Source organism: Streptomyces sp. NPDC086080, from assembly GCF_044540255.1.
In the GTDB taxonomy this organism is placed as follows: domain Bacteria; phylum Actinomycetota; class Actinomycetes; order Streptomycetales; family Streptomycetaceae; genus Streptomyces.
Genome location: NZ_JBITRU010000014.1, coordinates 109,737 through 125,495 on the forward strand (window position 1 = coordinate 109,737; position 15,759 = coordinate 125,495).

Sequence of the window (15,759 nt, forward strand, 5' to 3'; positions counted from 1 at the left end):
CCTTCTCGCCAACTCTCGCCAAACATCGGCCCTTGCGTAAGGCTCAACGATCGTCCGGGCCCGCCTTCCGGACAGTGGCGACCAGGGCCGATCGGGTCCGGTCGCTCCCGATCGTCCTTTACTTACAAGGGATGCCGATGACCAACTCTCCCCAGCGTGACTCCATATCGGGCACCAGACGCGTGGCCCGGATCGCCGTGGCCGCAGGTCTCGTCGCCGCGCTCTCCGCGGCCGGACCGGTCCCGCTGGCCCTCGCCGCCGGCACACCGGCCGCCGCGCCGGCCGACGCCGACGTCAAGTCCGCGCACGACAAGCTCGGTTCGGACGACGCGCAGCTGCTCGCCGAGGCCAAGGCCGACGGCGCCAAGCACGTCACGATGATGATCGCCACCGCTCCCGGCAGGACCGAACAGGTCGCCGAGCAGCTGAACGCGGTCAAGGGCGGCTCGGTCGGCCGGACCGACGACGCGCTCGGCTACGTCCGCGCCACCGTCCCCACCGGCAAGGCCGACGCGGCGATCGCCGCCGCCGCCAAGCTCTCCTCCGTGCACGGCGTCGACCTGCGCGACGAGATCCCGCTGGACGACCCCACGCCCCGTGCGGACACCACGAAGAGCGCCAAGGGCAAGGGCCACGGCCAGAAGACCTACTCCGGCCCCGACCGGCGGACGCCCGCGAAGAACCCGTACAACCCGTCCTTCGAGACCGGTGCCGTCGAGTTCGTCGAGGACAACCCGAGGGCGGACGGCCGCGGCGTCACCATCGGCATCCTCGACTCCGGCGTGGACCTCGGCCACCCCGCGCTGCAGAAGACCACCACCGGCGAGCGCAAGATCGTCGACTGGGTGACGGCGACCGACCCGATCGTCGACGGCGACCGGACCTGGCGCCCGATGGTCTCCTCCGTCTCCGGGCCCACCTTCACCTACGGCGGTGCGACCTGGACGGCCCCGGCGGGCACGTACCGGATCAGCACGTTCCTGGAGTCGTACACCACCGGCGGCGACGCGAACGGCGACGCCAACCGCGACGGCGACACCACCGACTCCTGGGGCATGCTCTACGACGCCGCCGCCGGCACGGTCCGCGTCGACCTGAACAACAACCGGGACTTCTCCGACGACACCCCGATGAAGCCGTACAAGGACGGCTTCCAGATCGGGTACTTCGGCACCGACGACCCGGCGACCGATGTCGCCGAGCGTCAGCCGTTCGTCGTGGAGATCCGCAAGGACGTCCCGATGGACCCCTACGGCGGCGACTGGATCGGCCAGAAGGCCGACTTCGTCAACATCGGTGTCATCGAGGGCTCGCACGGCTCGCACGTCGCCGGTATCACCGCCGCCAACGGCCTGTTCGGCGGCCGGATGGACGGCGCCGCCCCGGGCGCGAAGCTCGTCTCCTCGCGCGCCTGCACCTGGTCCGGCGGCTGCACCAACGTGGCGCTCACCGAGGGCATGATCGACCTCGTCACCGAGCGCGGTGTCGACATCGTCAACATGTCCATCGGCGGCCTGCCGGCCCTCAACGACGGCAACAACGCCCGCGTCGAGCTCTACAACCGCCTGATCGACACCTACGGCGTCCAGCTGGTCATCTCCGCGGGCAACTCCGGCCCCGGCGCCAACACCATCGGCGACCCCGCCCTGGCGGACAAGGTCATCTCCGTCGGCGCGACCGTCTCCAAGGAGACCTGGGCCGCCAACTACGGCTCCCAGGTACGCACCAGGTACGACATGATGCCCTTCTCCTCGCGCGGTCCGCGTGAGGACGGCGGCTTCACGCCGACGCTGGTCGCCCCCGGCGCCGCGATCAACACCATCCAGACCTGGGCCCCGGGCGCCCCGGTCGCCGAGGCCGGCTACAGCCTCCCGGCCGGCTACGGCATGCTCCAGGGCACCTCGATGGCCTCCCCGCAGGCCACCGGCGCCGCCGCGCTGCTGCTGTCCGCCGCGAAGCAGAAGCGCATCGACCTCACCCCTGCGAAGCTGCGCACCGCCCTCACCTCCACCGCCGAGCACATCCGCGGTGTGCAGGCCTACGAGGAGGGCGCCGGCCTCATCGACATCGAGGACGCCTGGGACGCCATCCGTGACGGTGCCACCGCGCACCAGTACGAGGTGAAGGCGCCGGTCGACACCGCGATCGAGCAGTTCCTGAAGACCCCGGGCTTCGGCACGGGCCTGTACGACCGTGAGGGCGGCCTGAAGGCCGGCCAGAAGAAGACGTACGACATCACGATCACCCGTACGTCCGGTCCCGACCGTGCGATCCGCCACGAGCTGGACATCGAGAACAACGAGGGCCGCACCTTCCGCATCCTCGGCGACGACGACATCCGGCTGCCGCTGAACAAGCCGGTGACTGTCAAGGTCCAGGCCGCGCCCGGCTCGGCCGGTATCAAGAGCGCGATCCTCGAGGTCGACGACCCGCGCACCGAGGGGGTCGACCGGCAGATCCTGAACACCGTGGTCGTCTCGGCGCCGCTGACGTACACCTTCTCCGCGTCGGGCACGGCCCAGCGCAACAGCACGACCTCCTACTTCGTCACCGTGCCCGAGGGCGCGAAGACGCTGGAGATCGCGATGAGCGGGCTGAAGGCCACCAGCCAGACCCGGTTCATCGCCATCCACCCCTACGGTGTCCCGGCCGACCCGACGTCGACGATCAACTGCTACCCGAACTACAGCAACCCGGCCAACACCTGCCGTCCCGACGTGCGTTCGTACGCGAACCCGCAGCCGGGCGTCTGGGAGATCGAGGTCGAGTCGCGCCGTACGTCGCCGCTGCTCGACAACCCGTACACGCTGGATGTCGCCGTGCTCGGCGCTGCCTTCGACCCGGAGACCGTGACGGTTCCCGAGGCGAAGATCGGCACGCCGGCCTCCGTCTCCTGGACGGTGACCAACGAGGCCGCCGGCATCGAGGGCAAGCTGGTGGGCGGCCCGCTCGGCTCGTCCAAGACCGACCGTCCCGCCATCAGCACCGGTGAGACGCACACCACGACGGTCGAGGTGCCCGAGGGCGCCGCGTCGCTCGACGTGGCCATCGGCAATGTGTCCGACACCGCCGCCGACCTGGACCTGGTGGTCTACGACCAGGCCGGCAACCGCGTCGCCCAGTCGGCCGACGGTGACTCGGAGGAGTCGGTCTCCATCGCCTCCCCGGCGGCCGGTACGTACACCATCGAGGTGGACGGCTACTCGGTCCCGGCCGGTTCGACGGACTACGACTACCTGGACGTGTTCTTCTCCGCCACGCTCGGTGCCGTCGGCGTCGACGGCTCCGCGCCGGTGAAGCTGGGCACGGGCGACTCGGCCACCGTCTCCGGCGACGTCACCGTCGCGGCGGCGGCTCCCGAGGGACGCGCGTTCTTCGGACGCGTACAGCTGGTCAACGAGCGCGGCACGGTCGCGGGCCTCGGCAACGTGGCGATCGAGAAGGTCGTCCCGTAACGGGCCGGTGATGAGGGAGGGGCGGGCGTCCGTACGGGCGCCCGCCCCTTCGCCGTACTCAGCCGCAGGTCAGGATCCGGGACTCGGGGAGCGAGGCGACGATCCGGGCCCGTTCGGGGGCGATGTCCGGCTCGCCGACGAGCACCGTGTCCGGGTAGGTGCCGCCCTGCGGCATGCCGACCAGCACGCGCTCGCCCTCGCGCGGCGAAGGCCCGCCGGAGACGTCCTGGAGGAACGCGACCTCGCCCTCGCCCTTGTAGTACCGGCTCGCCTCCAGCGTGACGCGCTCCACGCCCGCGGCGCCCGGCACCCGCTGCACCGCCGTCACCGTGCCCTCGGCGACCAGCCGCGCGCAGGCGAGGTAGCGCGGGCTGCCGAAGGCGACGCCCGTCGCCTCCTTCGCGTCCCCGGCGGCTCCGCTCACCGCCGAGTCGGCCGCTTCCCCGCCCTGCCCCACCAGCCACCCCGTGCCGAGCACCAGACCGGCGGCGACAGCGGCGACCAGCCCACCGAGGACCACCTTGGCCCTCCGGCGGCGGGCGCGGTGGGGGCCGCGCGAGCCACCCTCATGTCCGCGCCCGCCCCCGGAGCGGGAAGGCGGCCCCGTCAACGGGGCGGGGGCGACCGGCGCGGGCGCGTTCTCCGCGCCGGAGGGCGTGCCGCCCGAGGGGCATGACGCCGTGTCCCGTCCCGGCCCGGCGTCGAGGTCCGGCCGCTTCCCGGGCCGAGCGGCCGTGTCTCGCCCCGCCGGAACACCGTCCCACGGGCCGGCGAGGGCGTCGCCGATCACCGTCAGCTGTTCACGCAGCACCGCCAGATCGGCGACGGCGGCGTCCCTCGCGGACATGAAGGCCGGATCCCGCCGGGCCGGTTCCGGCAGCGGCTCGCCGAGGAGGGCGGCCATCAGGGCGTCCATGCCGTCGTACCCGGACCCGGTGTCGTCGTGGGCGTGCTCAGGCCCGGCGTACTTGGGCCCTGCGCCTTCGCCGTCGTACTCAGGCCCGGCGTACTCGGACCCGGCGCCTTCGCGGGACGGGTCGCGGGCCTCGTCGTGGGCGGTCATGTCACACCACCTCGTCCTCGTGCAAGCGGGCGCGCAGGGCCCGTACGGCGGTGTGCAGCCTGCTCTTGACCGTGCCCTCCGGCACCCCGAGCTGCTCGGCGATGGACCGCACCGGCAGGTCGGCGTAGAAACGCAGCACGACGACCTGGCGCTGCGCGTCGGGCAGCCGGTCCAGGCCCCGGGCGACGGCGAGGGAGAGCACGCTGATCTCCTCACCGGAGGGCGCCTCCGCGGGCCGCAGCGCGGCCAGCCGCTCCCCGAGCCGCTCCTGGCGGCGCTTGGCCCGGTGCCAGTCCATGGCGAGGTTCGAGGCGACCACCGCCGCCCACGCCGAGACGTCCCGCGGTGCCTCCCGGCCACTCGCGGCCCGCTCCAGCAACCGCAGGCGGACCTGCTGCACCCCGTCCGGCAGGTCCGCCTGCGGTACCCCGCCCAGTGCGAGCACCGCCCGCACCCGGCGCTCCTGCGTCGCGTCCAGCGGGTCGTCGTCGCCGGCGACGTACGCCCCCCGGCCGCGCCGGATCCTTCCGCGCAGCACTGGCCACCCCCTCACGCTGTTTCTCCTACGACGCCACTCGGGCCGGGAACGTTCGCGCGGATTCTCCGGGCCCGGCCGAGGCGTACGTCACACCTCCGTGTGGGCGGGGACGAACCGGGCAGGGAACCTTGCGGTCCGCGCACCCCGGTGGCTGAATTTCTCCTGGTCAGCGGGGTGGCGGCCGAAGGTCCGCGGCCTTCCCGCCCGGCGCCGCCGTCCCAGTGGGCGGGCAAAGCGGCTAAGAATTGGACAGGCGGGCCGTGGTCGGCCGCATCATGGAAGAGCCTCGGCCAGGCACATCAGTACGTATCGGTACGTATCAGGACGCAGTAGGGAGTCGCCGTGAGGGTCGGAATCGTCGGAGCCACCGGTCAGGTGGGCACGGTCATGCGCAGGATCCTCAAGGAGCGGAACTTCCCGGTCACGGAGCTGCGCCTGTTCGCCTCGGCCCGTTCGGCGGGCACGGAGCTGGACGGCGTGACGGTGGAGGACGCGTCGACCGCCGACTACAGCGGCCTGGACATCGTGCTGTTCTCCGCGGGCGGCACGACCTCGAAGGCGCTGGCCGAGAAGGTCGCCGCGCAGGGCCCGGTCGTGATCGACAACTCCTCCGCCTGGCGCAAGGACCCCGAGGTCCCCCTCGTCGTCTCCGAGGTCAACCCGCACGCCATCGCGAACCGCCCCAAGGGCATCATCGCCAACCCGAACTGCACGACGATGGCCGCGATGCCGGTGCTGCGTCCGCTGCACGCGGAGGCGGGCCTGGAGGCACTGGTCGTCGCCACCTACCAGGCGGTGTCCGGCTCCGGTCTCGCGGGCGTCGCGGAACTGCACGGGCAGGCGCAGAAGGTGATCGACGAGGCCGACAAGCTGACCCACGACGGCTCGGCGGTCGACTTCCCCGAGCCCGGCGTCTACCAGCGCCCCATCGCCTTCAACGTGGTGCCCCTCGCCGGCAACCTCGTCGACGACGGTCTCAACGAGACCGACGAGGAGCAGAAGCTGCGCAACGAGTCCCGCAAGATCCTGGACATCCCCGGACTCAAGGTCTCCGGCACCTGCGTGCGGGTCCCGGTGTTCTCCGGCCACTCCCTCCAGATCAACGCCCGCTTCGCCCGCCCGATCAGCGTGGAGCGCGCGACCGAGCTGCTGGCACAGGCCCCCGGTGTCGTCCTCACCGACATCCCCACCCCGCTCCAGGCCGCCGGCCAGGACCCGTCCTACGTGGGCCGGATCCGCCCCGACGAGACGGTGGACAACGGTCTCGCACTGTTCGTCTCCAACGACAACCTCCGCAAGGGCGCCGCGCTGAACGCGGTGCAGATCGCGGAGCTGGTGGCGGCGGAGCTCACCGCCTGAGCCGGCGGCAGCGGGCACGAGGGGCGGCCACCCGATCGGGTGGCCGCCCCTCGGCGCATTCACAACGCCAGATGCCGTCGCAGCGCCACGTCGATCTCGGCCATACGCTGACGCGGGACCACACCGATCGGTCGCAGCAACCGCTCCGGTGCCAGGGCACGAATCTGCTCGCACTGCGCCTTCGAATCCTTCGGAAGGCCGCTCTCCCCCGCGGGCAGCAGCACCTGGAACGGGTAGACGCGAGCTGTGTTCGTCGTCAGCGGCACCAGCGTGATCACTCCACGCCCTGTCCGCTCCACGGCCGTATTGGCGCCGTCGTTCGAGACGATCACGCCCGGACGCGCCTTGTTGGCCTCACTGCCCCGAGCCGGCTCGTAGTCGACCAGATAGATGTCACCGCGCTTCATCGGTCACCCCGTCTCCCGAGAAGCGGTCCCAGAACTGCGCGTCCTCGCTCCCGTCCCACTCGGCAAAGGCCTCCGCGTACTGCTGTTCGAGCTGCGCTTGCCGTAGCAGTTCGATCGCGGCGTGTATCACCGAGGACCGCGAAGCGGCGTCCGTACGGGCGGCGTACTCGTCGACGAAGGCGACATCCTCCTGCGGCAGGCTCACACTGATCTTCATACGCTCGATGCTACTGGAGGTAGGAACATCATGGCTACCCGTTCCGCCTCCCGCCGCCCCGGTATCAGGCCTGACAGAGGGGTATCCCCATGGTCCGGCTCCGTCGCCCCCTGATCCCGATCCCGCGTGGAAGGATGACGCAACCCACACAAAACGAGGAGATGACCGCGTGCCTGGCACAAACCTGACCCGCGAAGAGGCGCAGCAGCGGGCGAAGCTGCTGACCGTTGACTCGTACGAGATCGACCTCGATCTCTCCGGCGCGCAGGAGGGCGGTACCTACCGGTCCGTGACCACGGTGCGCTTCGACGTCGCCGAGGACGGCGACGGTGCGGAGTCGTTCATCGACCTGGTCGCTCCGACCGTGCACGAGGTGACCCTCAACGGTGACTCCCTCGACCCGGCCGAGGTCTTCGCGGACTCCCGTATCGCCCTGCCGGGCCTGCTGAGGGGCCGCAACGTCCTCCGGGTGGAGGCCGACTGCGCCTACACCAACACGGGTGAGGGCCTGCACCGTTTCGTCGACCCGGTCGACAACCAGGCGTATCTCTACACCCAGTTCGAGGTGCCGGACGCCCGCCGCGTCTTCGCGAGCTTCGAGCAGCCGGACCTCAAGGCGACCTTCCAGTTCACCGTGAAGGCACCGGAGGGCTGGACCGTCATCTCCAACTCGCCGACGCCCGAGCCGAAGGACAACGTCTGGGCCTTCGCGCCGACCCCGCGCATCTCGTCGTACATCACGGCGCTGATCGTCGGCCCGTACCACTCCGTGCACAGTGCGTACGAGAAGGACGGCCAGTCCGTTCCGCTGGGCATCTACTGCCGCCCCTCGCTCGCCGAGCACCTGGACGCGGACGCGATCTTCGCCGTGACCCGGCAGGGCTTCGAGTGGTTCCAGGAGAAGTTCGACTACGCGTACCCGTTCGAGAAGTACGACCAGCTGTTCGTACCGGAGTTCAACGCGGGCGCGATGGAGAACGCGGGCGCGGTGACCATCCGCGACCAGTACGTGTTCCGGTCGAAGGTGACCGACGCCGCGTACGAGATGCGGGCCGCCACGATCCTGCACGAGCTGGCGCACATGTGGTTCGGCGACCTGGTCACCATGGAGTGGTGGAACGACCTGTGGCTGAACGAGTCGTTCGCCACCTACGCCGAGGCCGCCTGCCAGGCCGCCGCGCCCGGCTCGAAGTGGCCGCACTCGTGGACGACGTTCGCGAACCAGATGAAGACCTGGGCCTACCGCCAGGACCAACTGCCCTCCACGCACCCGATCATGGCCGACATCCGCGACCTGGACGACGTGCTCGTCAACTTCGACGGCATCACGTACGCCAAGGGCGCGTCGGTGCTGAAGCAGCTGGTCGCCTACGTCGGTGAGGACGAGTTCTTCCGGGGTGTGCAGGCGTACTTCAAGCGCCACGCGTACGGCAACACCCGCCTGTCCGACCTGCTGGGCGCGCTGGAGGAGACCTCCGGCCGCGATCTGAAGACATGGTCGAAGCACTGGCTGGAGACAGCCGGCATCAACGTCCTGCGCCCGGAAATCACCACGGACGGTGAAGGAGGGGACGGTGTCATCACCTCCTTCGCCATCCGCCAGGAGGCCCCCGCGCTCCCGGCCGGCGCGAAGGGCGAGCCGACCCTGCGCCCGCACCGGATCGCGATCGGCCTGTACGACCTCGACGAGGCGAGCGGCAAGCTCGTGCGCGGCGACCGCGTCGAACTGGACGTCGACGGCGAGCTGACCGCCGTACCGCAGCTGACCGGCAAGCGCCGCCCGGCGGTCGTCCTCCTCAACGACGACGACCTGTCCTACGCCAAGGTCCGTCTGGACGAGCGGTCCCTGGCCTTCGTCACCGAGCACCTGGGTGACTTCGAGTCCTCGCTCCCCCGCGCCCTGTGCTGGGCCTCCGCCTGGGACATGACCCGGGACGCGGAACTCCCCGCCCGCGACTACCTCTCCCTGGTCCTGTCGGGCATCGGCAAGGAGTCCGACATCGGTGTCGTGCAGTCCCTGCACCGCCAGGTGAAGCTGGCGCTCGACCTGTACGCCGACCCGGCCGCCCGCGAGACCCTGCTGTCCCGCTGGACCGACGCCACGCTGGCCCACCTGCGGTCCGCCGAGCCCGCGAGCGACCACCAGCTGGCATGGGCACGCGCCTTCGCGGCCACCGCCCGCACCCCGGAGCAACTGGACCTGCTGGAAGGGCTGCTGGCTGGCACGCAGACGATCGAGGGGCTGGCCGTCGACACCGAGCTGCGCTGGGCGTTCGTCCAGCGGCTGGCGGCGGTCGGCCGCTTCGACGAGGCGGAGATCGCGGGCGAGTACGAGCGGGACAAGACGGCGGCCGGTGAGCGGCACGCCGCGACGGCGCGTGCGGCCCGCCCGACGGAGGAGGCCAAGGCGGAGGCGTGGGCCTCGGTCGTCGAGTCCGACAAACTGCCGAACGCCGTCCAGGAGGCGGTCATCGCCGGCTTCGTCCAGACCGACCAGCGCGAGCTGCTCGCCCCGTACACGGACCGCTACTTCGAGACACTGGCGGACGTCTGGGCCTCCCGCTCGCACGAGATGGCCCAGCAGATCGCGGTCGGCCTCTACCCCGGCATCCAGGTCTCCGGCGAAACCCTCGACAAGACCGACACCTGGCTGACGGCCACCGCCCCCAACGCGGCCCTGCGCCGCCTGGTCTCGGAATCCCGCGCCGGAGTGGAACGCGCCCTGCGCGCCCAGGCGGCGGACGCGGGAGCATAATCCCGTACGCCTGTAGCAGGGGCGCCCGACTTCGTGCCGGGCGCCCCTGTTCTCCTGTGCGGGATCGGTCAGCGCAGGGCCTCGCGTACGCGCTCACGCAAGGCCTCATCCGTGATGCTGTCGACGTCCCGCCAAGCGGCGGCCGTCACTTCCTCGGTCTGCAACTCGACGACTTCGGCCGACGCGCGGAAGACGAACCGGAAGTCGAAATGCCGGTGATCCGGCTCGCCCTTGTCGGGGTTGGCCGGGATCGGGTGGTCGTCGATATGCATCGGCGCCGGCCCGACCGGCGTGACCGCCGACCGTGGAATCCCGGTCTCCTCGCTCAACTCCCGCTGTGCGGCCGCGAGGAGACTGCTGTCCTCGTTCTCGACATGGCCACCCGGCAGCAGCCAACGATCCAGGGCACGATGGTGGATGACGAGCACACGCCCCGCCGCGTCGACGAGGACTGCGCCGGCAGTCACATGCCCACGGAACTCCTTGCGGCTACTGAGGTCCGCAACATCGTCGAGGAGTCCGGACAGGGCAGCCAGCCGTTGCCTCTCGCCCGGGTGAGCAGCGAGATAATCGTCGAGCGTCGCACGGATGTGATCGGCAGTGATGGGCATCAGGCCTCTCCTCACCTGTTGAAGTAGTCGAGCCAGGTCGCGGCGATGGCGGCCCGGTCGGCCGACCCGATCTCGTGCATGCCCGGCTCCAGGCCGCCACGTACAAGAGCCGCGGAGGCGGCCAGGATCTCTGCCTGCACGAGAAAGATGAACGGTCCGACACTCGCTCCGTGTAGGAAGTTGACGGCATTGCCGCCGTTGAGCAGGTAGAAGTAGTGCCCGGTCGTCAGGTACCGGGTGACGTTCTGCCCCACGTGGGCCCGCTCGTACACCTCGTTCACCCCTGCCAGCTCGAGTTCGTCCTCGCTACTCGTCACAGTGGCGACGTACGCACCGTTGCGCAGACGGCCGAAAGCCTCGCCCCGCAACGAGAGTGCGCCGCTGGCGCACAGGACCAGTCCGGCCCCCTCAAGTCCCGCTTCCAGTGCGCGCGCCACCGCGAAGCCCTGCGACAGAGCCTGCGTACGCCGAACCGGGTCGATGTCGTGGACCGTGACACGCACGCCCTTCGCGTGGAGCAGACGCGCGATGCTCGAACCCAGCTTTCCGAAGCCGATGACGAGGGCGGCGCGGCCGTGCAGGATGTCGCCACGGCTGCGCATGAGCGCCTCGGTCGAGAACACGACGGACTGCCCTACCAGGAAGTCTTCCGGCTCTTTCAGTGGTGAGCGGGCCACCGAGACGACAGGACAGGGCAGCTTGTCGAGGGAGGCATACCGCCGGTGGCCGTTCTCGGTGTCCTCGACCACACCGACGATGCTTCCCGAGAAGCGCTCGCACAGGGCGTGGAGCGAGGGCGCGAAGTATCCGCCCACATCGAGCAGGACGACCCGAAGCCCCGCAGCCTTCTCCTCGATGTACCGCAGTGCCCGGTCGGAGTCGGCGAACAACTCCCGCGACAGCGTGTCGCACACGTGCCCGCTGTCCTCGACCAGCCTCACGGCCTCGGGATGCGCCGACTTGGGCTTGGGTAACACGGCCCGGAGTTCGGTCATCGCCGCCACGCTTCGCACGAACGCCGGACGCTCCGGCAACAGATGCGTGATCAGCAATGACGCCGGTCGGTCCGCTGGAGCGAAGTGGGCGGCAATACGCCCGAAGTAGGCATTGAGCCGCGCATGTTCAGCTGCTTCCATTACTGCCCTTCACTTCTGGTGAGTCCATCTTGAATACCGCCCAGACGGTCTTGCCGAGGTCGTGCGGCGTCACGCCGAAGTCGTCGGCGAGGGTCATGACGAGGTGCAGCCCCCGCCCTCCACAGCTGTCCGGCGCCGTCCTGGGCACCTGCGGCCGACCCGCCCCGCTGTCCCGCACCTCGACGCGGACGAGCGGGCCGTCTCCGACCACCACCAGCGCGTACTCACGCCCCGGCGGCACGCCGTGCAACAGGGCATTGGTCGTCAGCTCCGACACACAGAGCTGCACATCGTCCTGCCGCTCCCGGTAGCCCCACTCCGTGAGCGTTTCCAGAGCGAACCTGCGCGCGCTCGACACAGAGCGGCGAGTTCGCGGGAATCGGCGTTGCCGAGACAGAGGCACGGTGAGCCACCCCCCTTGATCCAGTGATGGCCTGAACCGTATCACTATTCGCGAATAGTGATACGCCGGGAAGGGCCAGCGGAATCGCCTCGCTTAACGTGTAAAGCAGCAAGGTCGAACATCCGCCCCATGGAGGCCACAGTGAGCGACAGCACGTGGGTCAGCACCTCGTTGCCGTATCTGACCCCACCGGAGAGGGGGCGGCCGGACGCCTGGTCGGCTGAGGCCGAGACACGCGGCGGCAAGGGCACCCAGCGCATCGCATACGCCGGTGAGGCGACGGCCACCGAGGAAGTCGCCGCGCTTCTCGGGCTGCCGCCGAAGGAGACGCTGATCGTGCGCCGCAGGGTGATCGAACTCGACGGGAAGCCCTGCGAACTGACCGACACCTACTACCCCGCGCACATCGCCCGCGGGACGCGTCTCGCCGAGGCAAAGAAGATCCCGGGTGGCGCCGTGACCTTCCTTGCCGAGCGCGGACACGTCGGCGTCCGCGTCCGCGAGGATGTGACCGCGCGCATGCCGGACGCGGAGGAGCGCGAGATTCTGTGCCTGGGACCGGACGAGCCGGTCCTCCGGCTGAGCCGGGTCACCCTCGACGGCGACGACCAGCCCTTCCAGGTCGACATGATGGTCATGCCGGCACACCGGCAGCACCTGCGCTACGAGATCCTGATCGGATGACTGTGCCCATCACTCACACCGACTCCCCCGACCGCCGGTCACTCCATGAACGGATCGCCGCCGACCTCCGGGACGACATCATGAGCGGCGACCTGGCGCCGGGCACCAGCCTTCCCTCCACCACGCGGCTCAAGGAGCGATTCGACGCCTCGAACGCGACCATCCAGAAAGCCCTGCACATCCTCAAGGACGAGCAACTGGTCGTCGGCCGCGCCGGTTCCGCCGTCACGGTCCGCGAACACCGGCAGCGAACCATGCGCCCGGCCGCATACATGGCCCCCGCCACCCCGGGGGAGCCCTATCGCTGGCTGACCGAAGCCACACAGCACGGCGCGCGGGCACACAGCACACTGCTCGACGTGGCCGAGACGCGACCGCCGGCCGACGTGGCGTCCTCGCTGGGCCTCGGCGGCACAGAGACCGCAGTGCTGCGCCACCAAATCCTGACCATCGACGGAGAACCGGCCGAACTGGTCAAGTCGTACTACCCACTGGCTGTCGCACGGGACACCGCCATCATGGCCAAGCGAAAGATCAAGGGCGGTACTCCGGCGCTCCTGACCCAACTCGGCTTTCCACCACTCGTGAGCATCGACCGCGTCTCGGCCCGGATCCCCACCCAGGAGCAGTATCAGGCCCTGAACCTGCCCAGCGACCTTCCGGTGCTGCGAACCCTCCGCGTGGTGTACACCGACGCCGACCGCCCGGTGGAGGCCACCGTCATGGTCAAGGCGGGTCACCTGTACGAGCTGCAGTACGAGTTCACACCCAGCTGAGGTGTACACGGCGCACCGCAAGCGGCCGGCAGCCACCGAAACCCAGAAGCCATCCGATCACGTTCCAGACAGGATGCCTCTGTGAATCGTGTTCTCTGCGGGCTCGCCGCCAATGTCAGCCTGCCGTCCGAGCTGGTCGACCGGCTGATCGTGGTCGCAGATGCCGAGATCGCTGTGGACCTCGCTCGTCGGGCCGACCTCAGTCACGCGCAGGCCTTGGCGCTGGCCGCTCGTGTCGAGGAAAGCGCTGTGTCGCTTGCGTATGCAGGCCTGCTGACCGCCGCAGATGTTGATCCTGCGACGCAACCGGAAGCCGCTCTCGCCCTGCTTGCCGCGCGTGCCGGACGCACGGAGTGGACGCGCTTCCTCGTGGAAGATCCAGTCGTCGAGCGCCGGGAGAAGCTGGCCGCTTGCCCCGGCCTACCGCCCGATGTGGTGGAGATGCTGGCCTCCGACCCGGACGTACAGGTCGTGGCGGAGCTCGCCTTGTGGACGACACCGGAGACGGCCACCGGACTTGCGGCGCATCCGCATGCCGAGGTCCGCCGCTCGGTGGCGGCCAACGAGGCGGCTCCACCGGCCGTACTGGCGGCGCTGCTCACCGGCGAGGGGCTGCCTCCCGCACAGCGGTGCCTGGTCTGCGACCGTGAAGAGGTGCCGTTCGTGCACGATCCGCAATGCTCGCGGCTCGACTGCGATCTGCCGCCCGGCGCCTCCTGCGACGGCTCCCACGAGTCCACCCGGCACGAGACGCAACGGATGGCGATTCTGAACCCGGTCACCCCCACCGACGCCGTCGTCGGCTTCGTCGGCCATCCTTCGCTGCTCCTGCGCTGGGCACTCGCCGGCCGCCCCGATCTGCCGGTGGAGGCCTGCGCTCGGCTCGCCGTGGATGCGCATGCCGGTGTTCGAGCCGACCTCGCCGAGAATCCGGCGATCGACGACGCCCTGATCCACGTACTGGCCACCGATCACAACCCCGAAGTGCGACGCGGGCTCGCCCACAACCCTCGCGTACCGATCGACGTGCTGACCCACCTGGCCGGCACCACCAGGACCGGCGCCGCTCTGCTGCCGCGGATCGCCTCCGCGTCCCCTGACGAGGTCGAGAGGCTGGCCGCATCACCGAACCCGGCCGCGCGGATGCTCGTGGCCCAGCGACGCGACCTGCCACCCGCCATACGCGACGCGCTGGCCGCCGACCCCGACGCGAAAGTGGTCAAGTCCATTGCCTCGCACCCTGGCCTCTCGGAAGGCCTGCTGCGCGCCATGCTCGACCGGCACGGAGTCCGGGTCGTCGCCGAGGTGGCCGCCAACCCGGACGCGACTCCGGTACTTCTGGACGACCTTGCCCGGCACGAACCACCGGTACGGAAGGCGTTCCGCGAGATCGCCCGGCATCGCAATGCGTCGGCACCGGCGCTGCTCGCATGCCTGGCAGACACACAGGCGAGGCGTATAGCCGCCGGCCGTGCGGCCCTTCCGGCCTCGATCATCGAGGAGCTACTCACCGACACCGACCGGCAGGTGGCGGAGGCGGCAGCCGCCAACCCTTCGCTGCCACTCGCCGTGATGTCGGATCTGATACCCCGGCTGTAAGCACTGGCCGCCGACGGCACCCTCGGCCCCGCCGGCTCGGGCGCCAACGCACACCGTGCAGAAAGACGTTGGTGGCAGACTCCGACACGACACGCAGTCCGGGCGGGGTCGTCCGTGGCTCAGCCGGGCTGAGGAACCCGGGCGCTCCTCTCGGCGGCCTCCCATGCCGCCTCGATCATGCGGAAGATCTCGTCCACGGCGGCCTGCGGATCGTCCGCCCCCCGGGCCAGCGCGAAGGCGTCCACCACGAACCTGGCGATCGCCCGGCGGACCGTGCCGGTGCGCGGCGGGCCGGGTTCGGCGGCGAGGGCCGTCGCCAGCGCCTCCGCGTGCCGCAGCCTCATCGACCCCTCGTACTCCCGCAGGGCGGGTGAGGTGTCGATCATGTGCCAGACGGGAGCAGCGTCGTCCGCCAGGCAGTGGCGCACCAGGGCGTGGATCTCGCGGCGCAGCGCGGGGACGAGGGGCTCGCCGGGCGCCCGGTCGGTGACCGCCCCGGCGAGGCGCTGCTCGAAGTCCGCGTCCCGTTCGAACACCAGGGCCTCCTTCGAGGCGAAGTGGGCGAAGACGGTGGTGACGGCCACATCGGCCTCGGCGGCCACGTCACGGATGCCGACCACGTCGTACCCGCGCTCCAGGAAGAGCCGCAGGGCGGTGTCGGCGATCTTCTGGCGGGTGGCGGCTTTCTTGCGTTCTCGGCGTCCGGACGGCTGCTCGGGCATGATCTGACGCTATCAGATGCGAAAGCACAACTGT

The 15,759-nt window shown here is 70.2% G+C and carries 14 protein-coding genes; 6 read left to right on the forward strand and 8 right to left on the reverse strand.

Annotation, left to right across the window (positions count from 1 at the left end; all coding sequences use genetic code 11):
* Positions 1-137: 137 nt before the first annotated feature.
* A complete protein-coding gene (locus ACIF9R_RS18550; protein ID WP_399980961.1) occupies positions 138-3,455 on the forward strand; it encodes a S8 family serine peptidase in 3,318 nt (1,105 codons plus the stop codon).
* 58 nt (positions 3,456-3,513) lie between these two features.
* Here ACIF9R_RS18550 and ACIF9R_RS18555 read toward each other — a convergent pair whose 3' ends face one another.
* On the reverse strand, positions 3,514-4,518 hold the full coding sequence (locus ACIF9R_RS18555; protein WP_399980964.1) for a hypothetical protein: 1,005 nt from the start codon (positions 4,516-4,518) through the stop codon (positions 3,514-3,516).
* 1 nt (position 4,519) lies between these two features.
* Complete coding sequence (locus tag ACIF9R_RS18560; RefSeq protein WP_399981154.1) at positions 4,520-5,056, reverse strand: RNA polymerase sigma factor; 537 nt, start codon at positions 5,054-5,056, stop codon at positions 4,520-4,522.
* A 342-nt stretch (positions 5,057-5,398) separates the two neighbouring features.
* Here ACIF9R_RS18560 and ACIF9R_RS18565 point away from each other — a divergent pair, with 342 nt between their 5' ends.
* The gene (locus tag ACIF9R_RS18565) at positions 5,399-6,415 is read left to right on the forward strand and encodes an aspartate-semialdehyde dehydrogenase (protein ID WP_399980967.1); all 1,017 of its coding nucleotides are present in this window, start codon (positions 5,399-5,401) and stop codon (positions 6,413-6,415) included.
* 59 nt (positions 6,416-6,474) lie between these two features.
* On the opposite strand, the gene ACIF9R_RS18570 is transcribed toward ACIF9R_RS18565, so the two are convergent.
* Positions 6,475-6,822, reverse strand: coding sequence for a type II toxin-antitoxin system PemK/MazF family toxin (locus ACIF9R_RS18570; protein ID WP_399980970.1), 348 nt, complete (start codon positions 6,820-6,822; stop codon positions 6,475-6,477).
* A complete protein-coding gene (locus ACIF9R_RS18575) occupies positions 6,809-7,039 on the reverse strand; it encodes a ribbon-helix-helix domain-containing protein (RefSeq protein ID WP_399980973.1) in 231 nt (76 codons plus the stop codon). The genes ACIF9R_RS18570 and ACIF9R_RS18575 overlap by 14 nt, the downstream gene beginning before the upstream one ends.
* Before the next feature lie 169 nt (positions 7,040-7,208).
* On the opposite strand from ACIF9R_RS18575, the gene pepN reads away from it, so the two are divergent.
* Positions 7,209-9,794 carry an aminopeptidase N gene (pepN, locus tag ACIF9R_RS18580; protein WP_399980975.1) on the forward strand — a complete coding sequence of 862 codons (2,586 nt, stop codon included), beginning with the start codon at positions 7,209-7,211 and terminating at the stop codon, positions 9,792-9,794.
* Positions 9,795-9,862: 68 nt separating this feature from the next.
* Here pepN and ACIF9R_RS18585 read toward each other — a convergent pair whose 3' ends face one another.
* Genes ACIF9R_RS18585 through ACIF9R_RS18595 form a run of 3 tightly spaced genes read right to left on the reverse strand, consistent with a single transcriptional unit; the run spans position 9,863 to position 11,944 of the window.
* Positions 9,863-10,405: an NUDIX domain-containing protein gene (locus ACIF9R_RS18585; protein WP_399980978.1), complete on the reverse strand. Its 543-nt coding sequence runs from the start codon at positions 10,403-10,405 to the stop codon at positions 9,863-9,865.
* 11 nt (positions 10,406-10,416) lie between these two features.
* Positions 10,417-11,541 carry an adenosylhomocysteinase gene (locus ACIF9R_RS18590; protein WP_399980981.1) on the reverse strand — a complete coding sequence of 375 codons (1,125 nt, stop codon included), beginning with the start codon at positions 11,539-11,541 and terminating at the stop codon, positions 10,417-10,419.
* A complete protein-coding gene (locus tag ACIF9R_RS18595) occupies positions 11,528-11,944 on the reverse strand; it encodes an ATP-binding protein (protein ID WP_399980983.1) in 417 nt (138 codons plus the stop codon). Before ACIF9R_RS18595 ends, ACIF9R_RS18590 begins: the two co-directional genes overlap by 14 nt.
* A gap of 141 nt (positions 11,945-12,085) precedes the next feature.
* Here ACIF9R_RS18595 and ACIF9R_RS18600 point away from each other — a divergent pair, with 141 nt between their 5' ends.
* The 3 genes from ACIF9R_RS18600 (at position 12,086) to ACIF9R_RS18610 (ending at position 15,003) form a co-directional block, all read left to right on the forward strand.
* Positions 12,086-12,628, forward strand: a complete 543-nt coding sequence (locus ACIF9R_RS18600; protein WP_399980986.1) for a GntR family transcriptional regulator — start codon at positions 12,086-12,088, stop codon at positions 12,626-12,628.
* Positions 12,625-13,404, forward strand: coding sequence for a GntR family transcriptional regulator (locus tag ACIF9R_RS18605; protein ID WP_399980989.1), 780 nt, complete (start codon positions 12,625-12,627; stop codon positions 13,402-13,404). Before ACIF9R_RS18600 ends, ACIF9R_RS18605 begins: the two co-directional genes overlap by 4 nt.
* Before the next feature lie 81 nt (positions 13,405-13,485).
* Positions 13,486-15,003, forward strand: coding sequence for a hypothetical protein (locus ACIF9R_RS18610; RefSeq protein WP_399980992.1), 1,518 nt, complete (start codon positions 13,486-13,488; stop codon positions 15,001-15,003).
* Positions 15,004-15,122: 119 nt separating this feature from the next.
* On the opposite strand, the gene ACIF9R_RS18615 is transcribed toward ACIF9R_RS18610, so the two are convergent.
* On the reverse strand, positions 15,123-15,725 hold the full coding sequence (locus tag ACIF9R_RS18615) for a TetR/AcrR family transcriptional regulator (RefSeq protein ID WP_399980994.1): 603 nt from the start codon (positions 15,723-15,725) through the stop codon (positions 15,123-15,125).
* Positions 15,726-15,759: the final 34 nt, after the last annotated feature.